General features: G+C 34.6%; 15 protein-coding genes. All 15 read right to left on the bottom strand.

Translation table 11 applies throughout. The annotated features are described in order from the left end of the window. Positions 1 to 21: 21 nt before the first annotated feature. The 15 genes from M4I44_RS10560 to M4I44_RS10490 all read right to left on the bottom strand — a co-directional run bounded on the left by M4I44_RS10560 (position 22) and on the right by M4I44_RS10490 (position 17,763). Positions 22 to 1,389, bottom strand: a complete 1,368-nt coding sequence (locus M4I44_RS10560; protein ID WP_249967258.1) for a HAMP domain-containing sensor histidine kinase — start codon at positions 1,387 to 1,389, stop codon at positions 22 to 24. After that, positions 1,379 to 2,068 carry a response regulator transcription factor gene (locus tag M4I44_RS10555; RefSeq protein WP_017495525.1) on the bottom strand — a complete coding sequence of 230 codons (690 nt, stop codon included), beginning with the start codon at positions 2,066 to 2,068 and terminating at the stop codon, positions 1,379 to 1,381. Before M4I44_RS10555 ends, M4I44_RS10560 begins: the two co-directional genes overlap by 11 nt. Positions 2,069 to 2,289: 221 nt before the next feature. After that, a complete protein-coding gene (locus M4I44_RS10550; protein ID WP_017495526.1) occupies positions 2,290 to 2,436 on the bottom strand; it encodes a hypothetical protein in 147 nt (48 codons plus the stop codon). Positions 2,437 to 2,698: 262 nt separating this feature from the next. Next, the gene (locus M4I44_RS10545) at positions 2,699 to 3,751 is read right to left on the bottom strand and encodes a serine hydrolase (RefSeq protein WP_249967257.1); all 1,053 of its coding nucleotides are present in this window, start codon (positions 3,749 to 3,751) and stop codon (positions 2,699 to 2,701) included. Positions 3,752 to 3,964: 213 nt separating this feature from the next. Continuing rightward, on the bottom strand, positions 3,965 to 5,137 hold the full coding sequence (locus tag M4I44_RS10540) for a nuclear transport factor 2 family protein (RefSeq protein WP_249967256.1): 1,173 nt from the start codon (positions 5,135 to 5,137) through the stop codon (positions 3,965 to 3,967). A 4-nt stretch (positions 5,138 to 5,141) separates the two neighbouring features. After that, positions 5,142 to 5,603, bottom strand: coding sequence for a nuclear transport factor 2 family protein (locus M4I44_RS10535; protein ID WP_249967255.1), 462 nt, complete (start codon positions 5,601 to 5,603; stop codon positions 5,142 to 5,144). Between the two features lie 103 nt (positions 5,604 to 5,706). Then, a complete protein-coding gene (locus M4I44_RS10530) occupies positions 5,707 to 6,738 on the bottom strand; it encodes an AraC family transcriptional regulator (protein WP_249967254.1) in 1,032 nt (343 codons plus the stop codon). A gap of 392 nt (positions 6,739 to 7,130) precedes the next feature. Next, on the bottom strand, positions 7,131 to 8,381 hold the full coding sequence (ccrA, locus tag M4I44_RS10525) for a crotonyl-CoA carboxylase/reductase (RefSeq protein ID WP_017495531.1): 1,251 nt from the start codon (positions 8,379 to 8,381) through the stop codon (positions 7,131 to 7,133). 116 nt (positions 8,382 to 8,497) lie between these two features. Next, positions 8,498 to 9,199 carry a 4'-phosphopantetheinyl transferase superfamily protein gene (locus M4I44_RS10520; RefSeq protein ID WP_249967253.1) on the bottom strand — a complete coding sequence of 234 codons (702 nt, stop codon included), beginning with the start codon at positions 9,197 to 9,199 and terminating at the stop codon, positions 8,498 to 8,500. Positions 9,200 to 9,500: 301 nt separating this feature from the next. Further along, a complete protein-coding gene (locus M4I44_RS10515) occupies positions 9,501 to 9,659 on the bottom strand; it encodes a hypothetical protein (protein ID WP_157495779.1) in 159 nt (52 codons plus the stop codon). A gap of 234 nt (positions 9,660 to 9,893) precedes the next feature. Next, entirely contained in the window at positions 9,894 to 10,265 is a 372-nt protein-coding gene (locus M4I44_RS10510) for a hypothetical protein (RefSeq protein WP_017495533.1), read from the bottom strand. Beyond that, positions 10,265 to 12,505, bottom strand: coding sequence for a penicillin acylase family protein (locus M4I44_RS10505; protein ID WP_249967252.1), 2,241 nt, complete (start codon positions 12,503 to 12,505; stop codon positions 10,265 to 10,267). Before M4I44_RS10505 ends, M4I44_RS10510 begins: the two co-directional genes overlap by 1 nt. Before the next feature lie 299 nt (positions 12,506 to 12,804). Beyond that, positions 12,805 to 14,457 carry a cyclic peptide export ABC transporter gene (locus M4I44_RS10500; protein ID WP_249967251.1) on the bottom strand — a complete coding sequence of 551 codons (1,653 nt, stop codon included), beginning with the start codon at positions 14,455 to 14,457 and terminating at the stop codon, positions 12,805 to 12,807. A gap of 171 nt (positions 14,458 to 14,628) precedes the next feature. Then, on the bottom strand, positions 14,629 to 15,351 hold the full coding sequence (locus tag M4I44_RS10495; protein WP_017495537.1) for a thioesterase II family protein: 723 nt from the start codon (positions 15,349 to 15,351) through the stop codon (positions 14,629 to 14,631). A gap of 36 nt (positions 15,352 to 15,387) precedes the next feature. Then, complete coding sequence (locus tag M4I44_RS10490) at positions 15,388 to 17,763, bottom strand: outer membrane beta-barrel family protein (RefSeq protein ID WP_249967250.1); 2,376 nt, start codon at positions 17,761 to 17,763, stop codon at positions 15,388 to 15,390. Positions 17,764 to 17,815: the final 52 nt, after the last annotated feature.

Here is a 17,815-nt window from a genome sequence, read left to right as displayed (position 1 = left end):
TTAGAATTCCATTAGAGACCCTCACAAACTCTCTAATATTATGGTAAAAGTTGTTCCTTTTGAAGGTGTTGAAACTGCGGTAATAGTACCGTTATGCAGCTGAATGATCTTGTGGGTCAGAGACAATCCAATACCGTTGCCTTCTGCGTATTTTTTGTTGTCACCTCTGTAAAAAGGTGTGAAGATGTTTTTTATATCGTTTAGTGGAATACCAATTCCTTTATCTGAAAATTTCAATATGATCTTTTTTCTGTCAAAGGAAACTGAAACCATGCTTTGGCGGTTCTCTGAAAACTTACATCCATTTTCGAAAAGATTGACAAAAGCAGTTTTTAATAAATATTCGTTCCCTTTTACTGAAATTTCACTGTCATCTTCAAATTCCTGTTCAAAATGAATGTCTACTTTATACTCTAAATTTGCCCTCTGTAATTGTTGTCTGGCATCCAAAAGAACCTCATCTATACGCACCTGCTTGAATGCTATTTCAGAAGGGTCATAACTTGCTTTGGCAAAATCCAGCAAACTATTTGATAATCGGGCTAATTTTCGGGCATCGCTTAAAGCGCTTTGTATGGCTAATTGATATTCGCTTATTTCTCTGTTTTTAGTAATCGAAAGTTCTAATTCGGTAATAATCGCAGCAAGCGGCGTGCGCAATTCATGGGATATATTGGAAACAAATTGTTTTTGGGCATCAAAAGAGTTTTCTAAACGATTAAGCATTTCATTAAACGTATTGGCCAATTCTGAAAGTTCATCTTTATTTTCATTATCATTTAAACGTAAATCAAGATTAGTAGCTGTAATATTCTTCATCTGATCTGTCATTTCCTTAACGGGTTCAAATGCTTTCCTGGAGAAATATCTTCCTGCCGCGTAAATGAATAAAATAGATAGTGTAAAGACAAAAATGATATTATGAAGCAGGTTGTTCAATTTACTGTAACCGTATTGATCATAAGAAGTAGCGGTAATAATGTAGCTCTTTTTTTCATAAGTATACCTCAACCCTATCACCTGCCAATCCTGCTGATAAAAACGTTTTTCGCCCTTTTGGTAAATTTCCTTAACCATTTCGGGGGTTTCTTTTACAAAATCAAGATCAACAGCATCATGGTAAAGAAGCTTGAAATTAACATCATAAATCGCAACTTCCACTTCATTAAGCACTTTACGGTTGTTTCGATAAATACTTTGCAGGGTTTTCACCTCTACTTTGGCATTAAAAAACAAATTGGCCTTGGTAATTGCTTCTTTTTTCAGAACGGCATAAAACTCTTTTTCCCGGTCTTCTTTGGCTGAAAAATAAATAATTGCTGCAAATACAAGCAAAATTGCAGCTGTCATGATACTGAATAATATGGTTAAGTGCGTTCTAATCCTCATTATTTAATTTCAGGATAAATCCCATCCCTGATTTGGTATGGATAAGTTTCTGGTCAAAATCTTTGTCAATCTTTTTTCTTAGATAATTGATGTAAACATCAATAAAATTAGTTCCGGTGTCAAAATGAGTATCCCAGACCTTTTCTGCGATTTCTACTCTTGACAAAACTCTTTCAGGATTCAGAAGCATAAACTCCAAAAGATTGAATTCTTTAGGCGTAAGATTAATTTCTTTTCCATTTCTTTTGACTGTTTTTTCATTGAGATTCATTTCAAGAGTGGCATATTTTAAAACATTTCCTGAATTATTTCCTATGTTTATATGTCTTTTGAGTAGGGCTCTTATGCGAACCAATAATTCTCGCATTTCAAAAGGTTTCACAAGGTAATCATCGGCTCCGGCATCAAAGCCTTCCACCTTATCGTCTGTGGTACCCAAAGCGGTCAGCATAATAATAGGCAAATTGGGCTGGTTTTCACGAATGACTTTGCACAAATCTAATCCGTCCATTTTTGGTAAAATGATATCGGTAATCATTAGATCAAACTCATTTTGCAGGGCCATTTTCTTTCCTGAAATTCCATCATAAACTAAAGTACAGATAAACCCCTGTTCTTCCAATCCTCTTCGGATAAGCTCAGCAACTCTTAAATCGTCTTCTACAATTAAAATTTTCATACTTACAAATTTAGATTTTATTTCACTTGCCAGTCCTTTTTACAAAATTTTTCTAATAATCCTCTTAGAAAAGTTCTGTAAATGTGCTTAAATAAACCTGATCGAATAAAGAAGCCGTCACAAAACAAATTCTGTGACGGCTTCTCTATTTTAAAACTTCCTGATGATACAAATTCGTGAAATTTTAAAAGATGTAATGTGATGTCTTTATTCAACAGTGTCTATACTATTTGTGAAATCATTAAAAGTGCAATAAAAAAAATCGTAGTAAATACCATTAAATTGATAACTCTGTCTTTTTGACGAACCGCTTTATTTGATATGCCTAATTTCTTTATTTTTTTCTTTCTTGTTTTATCTTCATTCATGGTTGCTCTAATTTATATTGTTTTACACCTGTTAGTATCGGTATTCCGATTAACATTTTAGAGACAATTGATATGCCAAAATATTTTTAACTAAACAAAACACTGACTAACAAACAACTAAAATAAAAAGCATATTTCTCCACTTACCAATCCCTATCAAAATGATACGATCACCCATCCAAAATGGAAGGATTAAATTACTTTTCTAAAAAAAAATCTCAACCTGAGTAAAATAAATCCCTAAACGGTAAAAACATCAAAATTATGGAGAGGCAATACTTGCAATATTGTTTACCACTTCGTTTATTCCATTTAATTTGTCGGTGGGTATAAACATTCCGTTTGCCAGAAGAATTATGGTCAGTTTTTTGTTGGTGAATTTCCTGAAAGCTGTGGACACGCCTCCGGAAAAACCATACGATACTTCTCCTTTAACTTTTATGAAGTCCAGTCCATAAGTAAAATCCCTTTTGACTTCGTAATCAAAGGGTTTTAACAATTGAACTTTTGTTTGCTCTGAGATAAATTCGTTGCTGTCCAGTTTCCTATTCCATTCTACAAATGCATCAAGCGTTAAATTCAGGGCAGCGGCTCCGTATTCATATTCCGGAAAGTTCCAGTTTCTTTTTAAAATCTGTCCACTATTTGCTGTATTGACATAACCATAGGTTAAATTTTCAACGACTTTTAAATTTTTACCTTCAAAGACGGCTTCTTTTTGTGATAAAGGAAACTGAGTATCCAGGATATATTCACTTAACTTTTTTCCGGTTACTTTTTGAACTATGCGATTTAAAAGCCAAAAGTTGGTTTGATTGTAATCAAATTGCTTTCCAGGGCTGAACTTTATGGTATCGCTATATACTTTTTGTTTTGCATCTTCTTCTTTACTGTCTGTGTACTCGACGATATCCGGTAATCCTGATGAATGTGTTAAGAGATTTTTAATTTTTACCTTCTTCCAGCTATCGGGTAAATCTTCTACAAAATCTGAAATAGTACTCTCCAACGACAGCTTGTTTTGTTCAATCAGTTGATAAACGGCTACAACTGACATTACTTTTGTGGTCGAAAATAAGGGAAATAGCGTTTTATCTGTTACCGGAACACTCATTTCGATATTTGCCAATCCGTAATTTTTTTTGTGAATCAGTACTCCATTCTTTATTACAGCCAAAGCCAAACCCGGAATATTGTACTGCTTTTTGATTTCTACTATATAGGCGTCAATTTTTTTGTTGCTTTTAACTTGTGCCTCTATATTTATTGCCCAAAATGAACCTACAATTAGGGTCAATAAAAATCTGTTTATCATCGGATCTGATTGTTTTTAGTTAGTTTTTGAACTATTTTCGGAGACCTCGTCTCTGTTATTATATAATACTTCCCACTGGTTGCAGTTTGCCCAAATAACGGTTTTCAGAATATTTAACTTTTTAATTTACCCCAATATATTTAATCGAAAAAAATCCTGATTTTTTCATTACCTTATTTGATCAAACTGCGGTTAGCGGATGTTTTTTATGGTTTATTCTTTTTTAGAAATAGCTCTCCAACTGTAGCTTTTATGTACTATTCTCCAGTTTCCTTCGTATTTAAGAATTAGAAAGTAATCTGTAAAAGTGCGCCAATTGGGTACTTTAATTTCTACTTTCGCAATTGCGGCATCTTTCTCCATATCAATCGCAAGAATGCGTCCGATTCTGTTTAATTTTTCCCCAGTTTTTATGTTACCGATATATTGTTTACCGGAACGTGTCCACAGCGTATCATTGGTTACTGTGTACAAATTAAAATTGGGATGGAAGGCTTTTCTAAGTCTTTCTGGCTGTCCTTCTGCCGTACCTTCAATATAATCTAACAGCACTTCGGTGATTTGATCAAAGTCGCTTTTTACCGTATTATTTCCTGTCTCATTATCGTTTTCCCTGATTAATCTGAGTACCTCATTGGCCACTTTCGTTCCTGAAGTAGGATCCTGCCCCGTTACAAACCTGCCATCTGTTACATAAAAAGCGTCTCTTCCTTTTTCTGAATAAACAAAGTTTCCTTTATTTGCTACAATTGCTTTATTCATCGAAAAGGGAAATGTTTTGTAATAGGCCATCTCTTTACTTTCAAATTCATCGGGAAAACCGGTGATTTTTCGTCCCGCATAGAGTGAAACTCCCTTCTCGTCTTTCAAATAAGCAATTCCCGCTGTTCCGTGACAAATCGTGGAGATAATTCCATTTTTTTTATAGATTGCTCCTGCTAATTTCTGAATGGCCTGGTTTTCGGCTACACCAAACATTGCGGCACCTCCACCCGTATAGAATATAGCGGAATAATCATTAGCCGTAACTTCTTCAGGTTTCCTGGTCTGTTTCAATTTACTCATAAACCAGCTGTCGTATAAGTATGTTTTTTGAATACTGTCGGAAGCGTTAATGTATCCAATAGGAATTGCTCCTCCCTTCGGACTTATAAAATCAACCTTGTAGCCTGCCTTTGTGAATATGTCGTACGGAATTACTATTTCTTCAAAGTGATTGGATGTACTTATTTTCGTATTGCCATAAAAATCCTGATTTGAGGTGACAAACAATATATTTTTTGCGCGTGAGTACTTTGCGGATACAGTCCCGTAAAAACTAGTGATAAAACGATTATTTTGAACATTTTTCTGGAGATTATCGGTTTTAGTTTGAACAAAAAGCACTGGATTATCCTTTTGGTTTTACTTCCGTTTCAACCATTTTGTGAGGAGTACGGGTTGAAATTTTATCCACAATAAACCAGCCCTGATCTGTTTTCAGAAGATTGAAATAGTCTACAAACAATAGTTTTGCAGTACTTATTTCTACTTTGGCACTGGCCGCATTATTGGTAAAATCAATAGAAACGATGCGGCCTGACCAATTATCAGGTTTAACATCACGCTTTTTATATCCTACCAGATACTTCGATTTGGGAACGACTACGAATTCTTTTTCTCTGAAGCCTTTCAGCTGCCAGGAACTGTGAAATGCCTGACCTACTTTAACGGAGTCGCCAGTGGCCTGACCGTCTATGTAGAGATTTAGTGTTTTTTGAATCAAACTCCAGTCATCAGTAGTATTTTGACTTTGGGCATTTGATTTAAAAAACAACAGACTTAATCCGATAAACAAAAACACTTTTTTCATTTTTAATTTTTTAGGTTATTAATAATGAATGCAAATGTCCGGTATCGTCTTAGTTTACAGGGTTTAGATTATAAAACTGAAGTCTCATTCTATAAATTAGAACTTATTTGGAGTAGCGTTTTTGATATTCGGTGGGGGTTAATCCGGTTTGTTTCTTAAAGGCGGTGAAAAAAGTTGATTTAGAATTGAAGCCGCTATCATAACCCAAACTTTCAATGGTATAGTTTTTTTCGGTTTCTAATAACTCTTTTGCTTTCTCGATTCTGTATTCTTTAATGAGACTGGAGAAGGATTTGCCTACTACTTCATTTACATATTGTGATAAAATATGTTTGGTTACTTTTAGTTCTTTTGCGGCTTCTTCCAAAGTGAAATTGGAATTTAAAAAAAGTTCTTTTTCTACTATAACAGAAAATTTTTGACTAATCAGATCTAATGTCTCTTTATCGATGCTTTTGTTTTTGTATCTCTCTTTTTCCTGAAAGAAAGTAGTTTCCTGGCTATTTCCGTAAATTAATAGTAAAATGATCAGATATAAAATAAAGGTAAAGGATAATGCTCCGACGATATAAGAAGTGTAAGCAGCGAAAGTATAGGCTGCCCAAACCAGAGCTACTCCAAAATAGATGCTAAGGAACCATACTTCTAACTTTTTTAAATTCTCCTTCTCTTTGATTTTCTTCAGAATTGGCTGAATATATTTAAAAGAAAAACCGATATAAACCAACCATTGAAGATATATAGCTTTTACAATCCACATACGCCAGATCTGAGGGTGCTCGACATAAGAATAAAGACTTCCCAGAATTGCCATGATCACCAAATAAGGTATTGTATGTGTAATCCAGACTGATTTGGAATAGGGACTGTAAGATCGGAGATATAAAAATAGAAAAGGGCCAATAAGTATGCAGGCCGAAAGTCCGATTTGAATAAAAGTATTCGATAAATGAGGATTAAAATAAAAGAAAACCGATTTTATAATTCTGATACTTAATACCAGTAACAGTAAGGATAAATAATAGTTTGCAAAAATTTTCTTTTTGGCATTTACCGCAAAATATAAGGAAAGCAGGAAACCATTAAAAGCTCCTAAGGCACTAAAAAAGAATAACAATTCATGTGATGATAACATTCTTATCTGTTTTTTGGTACGGTTTATTGTTTTATAATCTCTGATTTCAATGAATACCTTCAGGCTCTGTTATCAGCCGGATTTACAGAAGAAACAGACTCTATTTTCTCTGCCAAGATAAAGTTTTTTTGTGAAGAAAAAATGCAATCGCAGTAAAAACCGACAATTAAAAAGAGGCCCTATTTTTTGAATATTACGTCTTTTGAATGGTATTGAAAACTCTTTTTCTGTTCTAAACAATTACTGTTGCTGTAATCGCTTCCGAATAAAACAGATCGCATAAAAATCGTTACTGCGCATAAAAAAACCTCCAGAATCATACGATTTTGGAGGTTTCTATTTATTTTTTTTAGATGTTTCTTTTGGTATAAAAATAACTTTGTGCTGTTTTATTAGGAAGCAAGATTAATGACAATGTTTCCATATTCAACACTATTATCAAGCATTTTTTGATGTGCTAAAGGCAGTTCGTCCCAGGTAAACACATCAGATATAACGGGATGGAATTTTTTCTGTAAAATCAGTTGATTGGCATGATACAATTCAGACAGGGATGCAAAATGAGAGCCTTGTATTCTTTTTTGTCTCATCCAGACGAATGAGGCATCAAAAGACATATTAAATCCTGATGTAGCACCGCAGAAAACGACCATACCTCCTGATTTTACAACATAGGTACTTACGGGAAGGGTTTGTGAGCCAATGTGATCAATAACAATATCAGGATTCACTTTTTTGCCTAATATGTCCCAAATGGCGCTTCCAAATTTCCTGACTTCTTTTAAGTATTCTTTGTATTCTTCTTTATTACCAATGTCCGGTAAAGCTCCCCAACAATTGAACTTTTTTCGATTGATATAACCGACAGCTCCAAGCTCCAGACATTTTTCTCCGCGCTCATCACTTGACGTAACGGCAACCGCATTTGCTCCTGCCAATTTAATTAACTGAATGGCGGAAGCTCCCAAACCTCCACTTCCACCCCACACCAGTACATTGGTTCCGGGCTTCAAATCGTTTGGAGCAAATCCGTAGAGCATTCTCCAAACTGTGGCATAAGTCAGCATATAACCTCCTGCTTCTGCCCAAGTTAAGTGTTTGGGTTTTTGAAGTAATTGTTGTGCACGAACTTTGGTATACTGTGCAAAGGAACCATAAGGGGTTTCGTACCCCCATATCTTCTGAGATTCGCAAAGCATCGGATTACCGCCGTTACATTCCTGACATATGCCACAGGTTTGTCCGCAGTGTACAATGACTTCATCTCCAACTTTAAATTTAAATTCCGGATTATTCTTTAGTCCTTCTCCAATTTCCCATACTATTCCGGATGCATCACTTCCTGCGATATGAAAATCCTTACCGTGAAATGCAGTAGGCGAAGCTGGTTCTCCCAATCCGGCCCAAAGGCCATTGTAATTTACTCCGGCAGCCATCACTTTAACGAGAACTTCATTAAATCCTAATTTAGGGGTTTTAATCACTTCCTGCTGAAACGCCTGATAAGGAGTTCCATGATTTTCCGGTCGTATAACATAGGCATGCATTAAAGCGGGGGTATGTCCTAATGGCGGACATTCATCCATTTCATATAAGTCTTTTAAAAGTATTTCTCTTTCAAGTTCAAGTAATAATTTTTCCATAATTAGGTTCGTTTTTTATTTTTAATTATTTTCTTGCTGTAGTAGTTGTGCAGCCTTAAATTCCTTCTGCGATGACTACCATCAATTCGCAGAAGGTCAATTCTCTTTAAAGGCTGCTAAAAAAGGATGTGGGTTTGTCTGGATTTTATTTGATCGTACTTTGTGGTAATCGAACAAAACTTGTTATCAATTTTAAAACTCTTTGTATACCAGGTATCTTCACCGTAGGTTACATAGCCTTTATTGATTTCAATCTCCGTAAGCGGAATAGACATTCCTTTTCCTATTGCCTTAATTACTGATTCTTTTCTGGTCCAGAATTCATAAAACTTATCCAATCCATCACGATTGATTTCTGCAAATTCCTGAGTGGAAAATACATTTTCGAATAAGGAATAATTGATTTCATTGATTTCTTCAATATCAACTCCTATTTGCTGTTTGCTAAAAACACATACAACTGTATTGCCGCTATGTGAAATATTAAAGTTAAAACTGCTGTCTAACATATAAGGTTTCCCATAAATGTCTTTGACAATTTTATCGAATTCAAATGTGTTGTTTCCCAATATGTGAGATCCCATGCAAACCATTAGTTTTCCAAACAAACAGTTGTACCTGTCATCCCATCTTCTGTATTTAAGTACTTCCTGTCTAAACTTTTGAGGTAAAAATTCCAGGTAGTATTTTAAAATACCCTGATCAAGATTACTATCACTTGAATACTGAAATAAGTAATATTCATCTTCTTTTAAATCTATTTTAGGAATGGATTCAAAATCATTAAAGGCTAAGTAATGTGTCGAATTTTGCATCATACTATTAATGTATATAAAAATTTACAATGAGGTTTCTCACTGCATATTTTGCATTAGACTTTACCAATATTTTATATTTTTTTAATTTCAATGATACCTACGTATAATTGAATATTGCTCTCAGTACTGGTTACAATGCCATCCGTTGTTACTTCTAACAATGACACTATTTTTTTACTGTTTCATATTCTCATGGAATATCTACGGATCTGATTAAATCAAACTATTTTTAAACCTCTAAAAGGCTTTTTATAAACAATTTATTCCATTTTAATTGCCCTCTCCAAGGTCATATGGCGGTTTAAGAAGCAGAACTGAATATTGCTGCTTTTAAAGGACAAACTGCTTTACTTTTTGCCGTAGTGTCAGCTACTGATGCACCTTGTTTGATTAAACTCATCTTAAGTGCGCACATTACTCCATTTTTAGCACAGTTACATTTTGGCTTACTATCTTTCATCTTTTTGGTGTTTTTGGTTGTTAATAGTGTGTTTTTTAGTAAAAGAGTTTGACTTTAGGGTTTGGGTGAATTCTGCCAGCTTTTAAAACTCGTACTCCAATAGATAGCCGTCTCTTTTATAAAGAGACGGTCTGTATCTATCAGGATTGTAATCCTAAATAAAAACTGTCTGACATTGCAGTGCTCTTCAGCTCTTATCCGGCTTGTCTAAATTTTTCAAACTTCATTGAAAGCTTACGCCTGAAGGGCTCTTTTAAGTTTTCTTTCTAAAACCAGTGTACCAATTTTATAACCAAAAAAGAAAAGAATTGCGGTGTTTAAAGCATTAAACAGCGGGAAAAGAACGTAGATAAAAAGACTGGATAATCCGATATTTACGAGAAGTTCTTTTACATATTCTACTCTTGATTCATAGATAAGGAATACGGTAGTAGCTACCACGAGTCCGATTAGAAAGCACTTTAGAAAAACTCTTTTGTTTTCAATTTTAAAAGCTGCAATAAACCCCGTTACAATGGTAAGGATCAATATTACGGTATAGTTGTTTATTAAAAATTGTGCTAGTAATACAACTACATAAGGCAAGTAATTCAGTATATTTTTCATTAGTTAAATTTTATAGTGGTTATAATTTTTTCCAGTTTAGCAGGATTCGCAACAAATTGGCTTTTTTTGTACTCGCCTTTTCTCCAGGATTCGATTTGATCTTTGTAATGTGTAGAATTTATCAAACCGCTCTGACCTCCGGCCAAAATTGTATGTGCCTGTATGTTTCCGTTTTTTACTTCATATACTGCACGGAAGACCGGATGAAACTTTTCTGTATTAATATTAATGGTATTGACATTACCTCCGATATTATCAATTTTTTCTCCCAATCCCGGAATGAACATCATGTTGTTGATATCAAACTTAGATATCTTTTTGTAGGTAACTTTTTTCCATTGATCGCCATAACTTTGCGTTAGGGTGTCAAGTGTTCTCTTGAAAATAGCATCTACAATTTTTTGTTTGTCATCACCTCCCGGAAGGGTGTATTTTTTATCGTTTAAATATTTTAAGAAGTTCTGTAACGACGGCTCTTGTTTTACCTGCAGTCTGTTTTTTGCAAATTGCTTAGCTTCTTTTATAGAAACTTTTCGCAGCATTTCAAAAACTAATCCCTGATTTCCGTCGCCTTTCATATTTCCATCCCAATTTTTTAACTCTTTTACAATGCTATTGTATTTTTCTTTTTGCGGATAGTTATTCATTAATGTTTTAAAATCATTAAGGGAAATATCAACAACATCACTTTGCATTTTCTGAATTTCAGAAACGGACCAGTCTTTCTTTTCTTCTAACACCGAGTAAATACGTTTGGCTCTGTAATCGTCTTTTGAACCATGTGCTCCAAAATAAACATTGTTTTGAATTGGCTGCTGGTTTGCTGAAAACAAAAATCCGTTATCGGGATTGTAAGCCGACCAGAAAGCATCTAAAGCTTTCACTGGAATATACTTTTTGCTGCCGTCTAATACCTGACCGATATAATCGCTGCTTCTTGCCGGTAATTCGCCCGCACATACGATTCCAATATTATTGTCAACATCGCTGTAAGCAAAGTTTTGTGGAGGATAACTGTAGTCTTTTAAAGCTGTTGAGAAGCCATCCCAATTTTTACTTTTCATGACTTCATACATTGCTTTTACAGAGTTACTTTTTTCTGCAGCGTACCAATGCTGTGCATAATACTGTCCATTTTCTTCTTTTATAACTTTTCCATGTACCGTACTTCTGTACTTTTCGATAAAATCAGGTTTTCCTTTTACTTTGATCGTGTAATTTTTAATCTGGAAAGGAATCCATTTTCCTTCATATAAATACAGACTGTCATTTTTTACCTGAAGTTTGTATCTGTCTACCAGATCCCATTCACCATTGGTAATTCCCCACGAAATTTTATCATTGTGACCGCTCGCTATAACCGGAACACCAGGAATTGTGAAACCATATGCTTTAAAACTTCCGGTTACAATGTGAGCTTCATAAAAAGCTTCCGGAAGCGTCAAATACAGGTGAGGGTCATTTGCCAGAATATTATTTTTACTTTTTGTTTTGGTGTTGTTTACCACCCAGTTGTTACTTCCTACACCTTGATAGAACTTATGATTGGTCATCAATTTTGCTCCCAGATCAAATAACGACGGTTCTTTTTGAGCGTTCTCTACTGAGGCTGTCTCCAAAGAATGAGCTCCTAAATGAGGCAGATTAGTAGTAGAAGGTAGTAAACCGGAAGGCAAAATGGTGTTTATACCTTTTGGCTGTAAAGGATAAAAATAAGTGATCTCCTGACCCGGTAGTTTCTCCAAAATTTCCTGCTGATCAATATGGTGATCAAAATAAGTCAATGTATAACTCATATACCAAGTGAAAAGCAATGAATACTCGGTTTTCCATTTTCTCGGTGCTGTGCCTAACGCTTTATACAAAGGATCTGTATTCTCGTTATTGTTTAAGTAAGCATTTACACCGTCAGAATAAGCTTGTAAATAAGCATAAAATTCCGGGTTCTCTTTTTTGTAGGTTGCCAGTATCTCTTCTGATTTTCTTTCGAACTCATACGGCTTCCAGAACTTGTCCGATTTTAAGGTTCCGGACCATAAAAACTCTGATAATCTTCCCTGTACGATTCTTGAGATCATCTCCATCTGAAAGTACCTGTCTTTTGCATGCATGTACCCCAGTCCGTAAGCCGCTGCTGTTTTTGTAGCTCCATAAATATGCGGAATTCCAACATTGTCTACATAGATGTCTAATTTTTGATCACTTTTTATCTTTTGAATTCCATCACTTTGTAAAGGCACAGACAACAGACCTGTTTTATAGGTTGTTAATTTTCCCAGGGAGCCAAATGGACCCAAATTAAAGGTTGTGATAAATATCCAAACTAGGGACAATAACACAAAAGCACTACTTTGATTGTTTTGTTTCTTTTCATTTTTTTCAAGATTATATCTTTAGATAATAGATTTTATACGTTTAGTGGGTCTGTTCCTAATTTTTTCATTTTGTAAAGCATATAAGGCCCCTCTCTCTTTACCGGAAAATAAAAAGAGAGCTGTACGGGGCCAAAAAGGAAATTATTAGGTTATTTTAAACTGTTCTAAAAGATTTCGGCAAGTTCAGAAATGTTTGTTTTTTCTAATTTACCATACTCCATTTTAAGTAAAGTATCTGCAGTATTGTAATATTTGTCATCGTGTGTGATGGCTATGATTGTTTTATCTTCATCGCGAACCAGTGTGGCAATAATTTCGGTATAAAATTTATGTCTGAAATGCGGATCCTGATCTGCAGCCCACTCGTCCAGTACAATTATAGGTCTGTCTTCTAAAAGTGTATTGATTAAAGCGATTCGTTTACGTTGTCCGGTAGACAAGTGAGTGGTCGAAAAATAACCGTCTTTTATGTGCACTTTTCCTTCTAACTCAAACAATTTCAAATATTTATTTATTTTATCATAATCCACATTTGTTATTCCGTAGAATTCATCAAACAAATAAAAATCACTAAAAACGGGAGCAAAAAGGTTTTTTATTTTCTCTAATTCTTTTAGCGGAACTAATTCCCCATCGATATAAGCTTCTCCATTATCTAAATCGTAGAGATTTAAGACGGTATTAATAAAAGTTGTTTTTCCTTCTCCGTTACCTCCGTATACAAAGACAATCTCGTTTCTTTTAATGTCAAAGTTAATTGGCCCGACTGAGAATTGATTTTCTCCAAAAGAAAAGGCATAGTTTCGTATTTTTAAATTTGAAAAGTCTTTGTATTCTTCTTTATCATCAACCTCTTTCAATTTTTCAAGTTCTGTAAGTTCTTTTTTTAGTTTTTCCATTTTTTTCAGGGACACTAAGGCTCTGTTCATTACCGGAATAATAGACATTACACTTACAATTGGTCCCATTAAATACAATAAAACAAAGATGAAACTTATTTTAATTGCTATAGGCGTTTGAAATACTGGTCCTGCAAACACCAGAATAAATGTAATAAGGCTATAAAATAATAACTGACTTATTATTTCGCTATTTAGATATTTTAAAAGTGCCGTAACATATTTGTCTTCTCCGGTTGTGGCAATTTTCATTACTTTCTGATCGTAAATCTGAGTTCCTTTATCGCTGTTGATATTAATTTCTTTAGCTCCGTTGAGAATGCTGTTAAAAATTCCGATAAATACTTTTTCCAATTCTCGCACTTCTTTTATTTGTCGATTACTGGTTTTTGCCCTTAGTGTATATATGCATACTCCTATCGCAATAACAGCAAGACTGACTGCGAATAGTTTTAAAGACAAAAAGGCCATATAAACCAAACAGGCAAGTATTAGAATAATTGAAGAAAAAAAGGTAATAATCATTAAGGAAGCATTTGAAATATGATTTACGTCTGTCGCCAATGTTGTATATACTTCCTCTTTGTATTCCTGAAGTTTTCTGTAAGGTGCTTTAAGAATCAATTTTATTACATCTTTTCTAATGTCCCAGTATATTTTTTGAGACAATCGAATAATCCCTTCCGACAACCATCTGCGCGAAACAAAAAATACAACAATGGTTCCTGCAAAAAGGTACAGATAATTTTGCATGGATACTGTTTCGGTTGAGGTTATAGAATTGCTTATAATTTTATTAATTATGGTGATAAATGCAAATCCCGACAATCCTGAAACTATAGCCAGTAAAGAGTATCCTATCAAGGGTCTTAAAGGTATGAGTTTAAAGTCGCTAATTTCTGATATATTGTTTTTCATAGCTGTTTTTTAATAAAATTGTAAATAGTCCCCGGCCCCACTACGCAGGAGTTTCTATTTTACTGATTTAGTTTCCGGTGGGATGATTTTGCTTTCGCGAAAACAGAGCAATAAGTGTATATTTTAAAACTGCAAATACACACTTATCAGATGGCTTTTATCTTTTTTCTGTTAGGTACACACTGCTGAATAAGCAGCACATTCACTAATAATTTTTGCCAATGTTTTTACCTGATTGTGAATAAAGAAATGATTTCCGGGCAGTACCTGATAGTCAAATTTTCCACTGGTATATAGTTCCCAATTCTGAATGTCTTTGGATGTTTCTTCCTGATCTCCCATCACGGCATAAATTGGAGTGTTAATTACAAGACCTACTTCGGAAAGTTTGTTTTTTTCTAAAATTTCAAAATCGGCTCTCATGATAGGACTGAAATAATTGTAAAGATCTTCATCTTCAAGTATCTCTTCCGGAACTCCTCCCAGGGATCTCAGTTCTTCTTTAAATTCAGAATCAGCTAGGGAGTGCCTCACTTTATCATTATAAGAAGCACCTGGCCCCGGATTACCTGAAACAATTAATATATGGGGCGAATCCAGCTGTTCTTCCATTTTTTTTGTAACCGACAATCCTAAAGTTGCCCCCATACTATGACCATAGATAATATAGGGTTGGTTACTATTTCTCAATCTTTTAATTTGAGATACATAATCATCTACGGCATCTGTCTTTTTATGAAGATGTCTTTCGAGATTTCTTTTTCCTCTACCCGGAAGTTCTAAGGCATGATATTCAAAACTATTCTGAATATAGTTCTTTAGAAAATCAAAAGAGTAGCAACTTCCTCCTGCAAAATGCAGTAAAAATATCTGTATTTTTTGATTTGAATACATAGTTTGTTTTTTTAAGATGTAGCAATGGTAAGGGTGTTATTCTCTGTTACTTTTATGCTCTTTTCTACTTTTAGCTTTGTTAAATCTATAGTTGAAATTAAGGTTCCATCTCGCTGCATTAAAATTGGTCATCTGGTTTACAACAAAATCACTTCCAACGGTTGTTTCTCTTGTTTTTCGGGTATTAAAAATATTACTTACTCCCAGTGTTAATGTTGCATTATTATTAAACAGCGACTTTCCTAAAGCCATATTCAGATAGTAAAATGACTTGGTTCTTGTCTGAGCATCACTTACAGGTGCCTGATATTCGAATTTACTTTGTAATGTAAAGTTTTTAGGAAACTTAACCTGACCTAATAAAGTTGCTGTCCAGGTTTCATTAGAATAATCCAGATTCGTGGTTCCCACACTTCCTTTCTGATCAAAACTATAGGCATTAATTACTGCATTTAAAGACAGCCATTTTGCCGGAGCATACTGTGCTGAAAGCTCTACTCCAAATCGCGATTCTTCATCAAGATTGATTAAAACGGTTTCAAAAACATCGTCTGAATTTTGCGATGTAAAATATTGAAAGTTGTTTTGGGTTTTGGAGTAGTACACAGACGGATTAAGTACCCATTTTTTTGTTTTGCTTAAAAGACCTAATTCAATACCATCTGTTATAGAAGGTACAAGTCTGATGTTTCCAAAAATACGGGAGTTAAAATCCTGAAGTTCCGGAAAAGGGTTTAACTGAAATAAATTAGGCCTGTTGATACGCTGGCTGTAATTTAACTGAGCTGTTGTTTTGTCGGAAAGGGCATAGCTTAAATTTACAGATGGAAATAGTCTTGTATAGGTACTATCGATAAGAATATTTCTTGTGTTTTGATCTTTAATTTCGATACTGGTATACTCTGTTCTTAAGCCTAACTGGTAACTGAATTTGTTTATCTTATTTCCATACTGGACATACGCCCCAAGAATTTGTTCTTTGTAGTCTAATCCATTATTAAAACCATCTATTGGTTTTAAAGTTCCGTTAACCTCTTCATCAGCGGCAAAGTCTGTAGTAATTAATCTGTGTTCGACTTTTACTCCTGCTTCAAGATTTGCAGTTTCGCTTAAAGGGGTTACAAAATCAGATTGGACTACAATATCATCATTTCCTCTGTTGGATTTTGTATCGATAAGAGAACGGTCTCCGTTGTTAGGTGTAATCGTTCTTCTCTCAATGTTAAAGTCTTTTGTACTATTCCAAAAATCATACTGAGCGTCTATTGTAAATTTCCTGCCCGGTTTTTTGAACGTTTTGGTATAGTTAAATTCCAACTGATTGTAACTTCTCTTTTCCTGTGAATCAGCGATGGTTTGAATGTGTGAATTACCAACTCCGTCTCCTGAAAGATAATAGTTAAAAGTATTGGTATCTTTATCTTTGGTCTGATTTCGGTAAAATGCTGCTGTAATCGAATTGTCGTCATTTATAGCATAATCAAGTCCCAAATATACCAATCCACCATCATCATGTCTGTCCTGATCTTCGCGCTGGCTTAAGAAAAGATTCTTTCCGTCTGCAGTAGTCACCTGATCTCTGGTGTTAAGTCCAACGTAATCGGAATAACGAACTCCAAAATTAGAAAACAAATTAAATTTTCCTTTTTTATAATTAAGACTTCCCAATATTCTGTGATCCGCAGGTACTCCGGTTGAAAGGGTCATACTCCCGCTCAGGTCTTGCTTATTGTTCTTTTTTAGAATAATATTGATAATTCCGGCTGATCCGGCTGCATCATAGCGTGACGAAGGATTGGTAATAAGCTCGATCGATTTTATAGATTCTGCCGGAATTTGTTCCAATCCCTGAATCGATGTTAGTCCCGATTTTCTTCCGTTAATAAGAATAAGCACATTATTATTGCCTCTCAGACTGACAGAACCCGAAGGGTCTACTCTAACGGAGGGTACATTGTCGAGTACCTGTGTTGCAGATCCTCCTTTTGAAATCAGATCTTTACCTACATCAAATACTTTTTTATCCAGTTTTAATGCCAACTGAGAAGTCTCAGCGGTAACAACAACTTCGTTTAGAGAGGTTACATTCGACTTCAATTTAATCGTTCCAAGATTAATATGGGATTTAGAACCGTCTACATCTAGTGCCATTGTAGTAGTTTCAAAGCTAAGAAATTGAAATTCGACGGTGTACTTCCCTATTTTCATCCCTTCAACTTTAAAATCTCCTTTATCATTGGTAATCACCGTTTCGACAATTGATGCATCCTTTTTTATGATAACTGAAGCATAAGCCAACTTTTCATTAGGGTCTTCTCCTGTTATTGTTCCTGATACTTGGGTCAAAGATTGGGCAGATACAGAACACATACATAACAATACTAGTGCATATATGAATATTGATTTTATCATGATATTAATTATTATTTGGTTTGTTGATTTAAGAGCTTTTATTAAGCTTTCC

The organism is Flavobacterium sp. B183 (assembly GCF_023539155.1).
GTDB classification, from domain to species: Bacteria; Bacteroidota; Bacteroidia; order Flavobacteriales; family Flavobacteriaceae; genus Flavobacterium; species Flavobacterium tructae.
The sequence above is the reverse complement of the archived record's forward strand: the minus strand, read 5'-3'. Positions and strand labels throughout refer to the sequence as shown.

What these genes read in the sequence shown, in the direction of transcription:
- ccrA (WP_017495531.1), bottom strand. Translation starts at nt 8,381, where the DNA reads ATGGAAAAATTATTACTTGAACTTGAAAGAGAAATACTTTTAAAAGAC.
- M4I44_RS10500 (WP_249967251.1), bottom strand. Translation starts at nt 14,457, where the DNA reads ATGAAAAACAATATATCAGAAATTAGCGACTTTAAACTCATACCTTTA.
- M4I44_RS10550 (WP_017495526.1), bottom strand. Translation starts at nt 2,436, where the DNA reads ATGAATGAAGATAAAACAAGAAAGAAAAAAATAAAGAAATTAGGCATA.
- M4I44_RS10510 (WP_017495533.1), bottom strand. Translation starts at nt 10,265, where the DNA reads ATGAAAAATATACTGAATTACTTGCCTTATGTAGTTGTATTACTAGCA.
- M4I44_RS10495 (WP_017495537.1), bottom strand. Translation starts at nt 15,351, where the DNA reads ATGTATTCAAATCAAAAAATACAGATATTTTTACTGCATTTTGCAGGA.
- M4I44_RS10515 (WP_157495779.1), bottom strand. Translation starts at nt 9,659, where the DNA reads ATGAAAGATAGTAAGCCAAAATGTAACTGTGCTAAAAATGGAGTAATG.
- M4I44_RS10535 (WP_249967255.1), bottom strand. Translation starts at nt 5,603, where the DNA reads ATGAAAAAAGTGTTTTTGTTTATCGGATTAAGTCTGTTGTTTTTTAAA.
- M4I44_RS10530 (WP_249967254.1), bottom strand. Translation starts at nt 6,738, where the DNA reads ATGTTATCATCACATGAATTGTTATTCTTTTTTAGTGCCTTAGGAGCT.
- M4I44_RS10490 (WP_249967250.1), bottom strand. Translation starts at nt 17,763, where the DNA reads ATGATAAAATCAATATTCATATATGCACTAGTATTGTTATGTATGTGT.
- M4I44_RS10560 (WP_249967258.1), bottom strand. Translation starts at nt 1,389, where the DNA reads ATGAGGATTAGAACGCACTTAACCATATTATTCAGTATCATGACAGCT.
- M4I44_RS10520 (WP_249967253.1), bottom strand. Translation starts at nt 9,199, where the DNA reads ATGATGCAAAATTCGACACATTACTTAGCCTTTAATGATTTTGAATCC.
- M4I44_RS10545 (WP_249967257.1), bottom strand. Translation starts at nt 3,751, where the DNA reads ATGATAAACAGATTTTTATTGACCCTAATTGTAGGTTCATTTTGGGCA.
- M4I44_RS10555 (WP_017495525.1), bottom strand. Translation starts at nt 2,068, where the DNA reads ATGAAAATTTTAATTGTAGAAGACGATTTAAGAGTTGCTGAGCTTATC.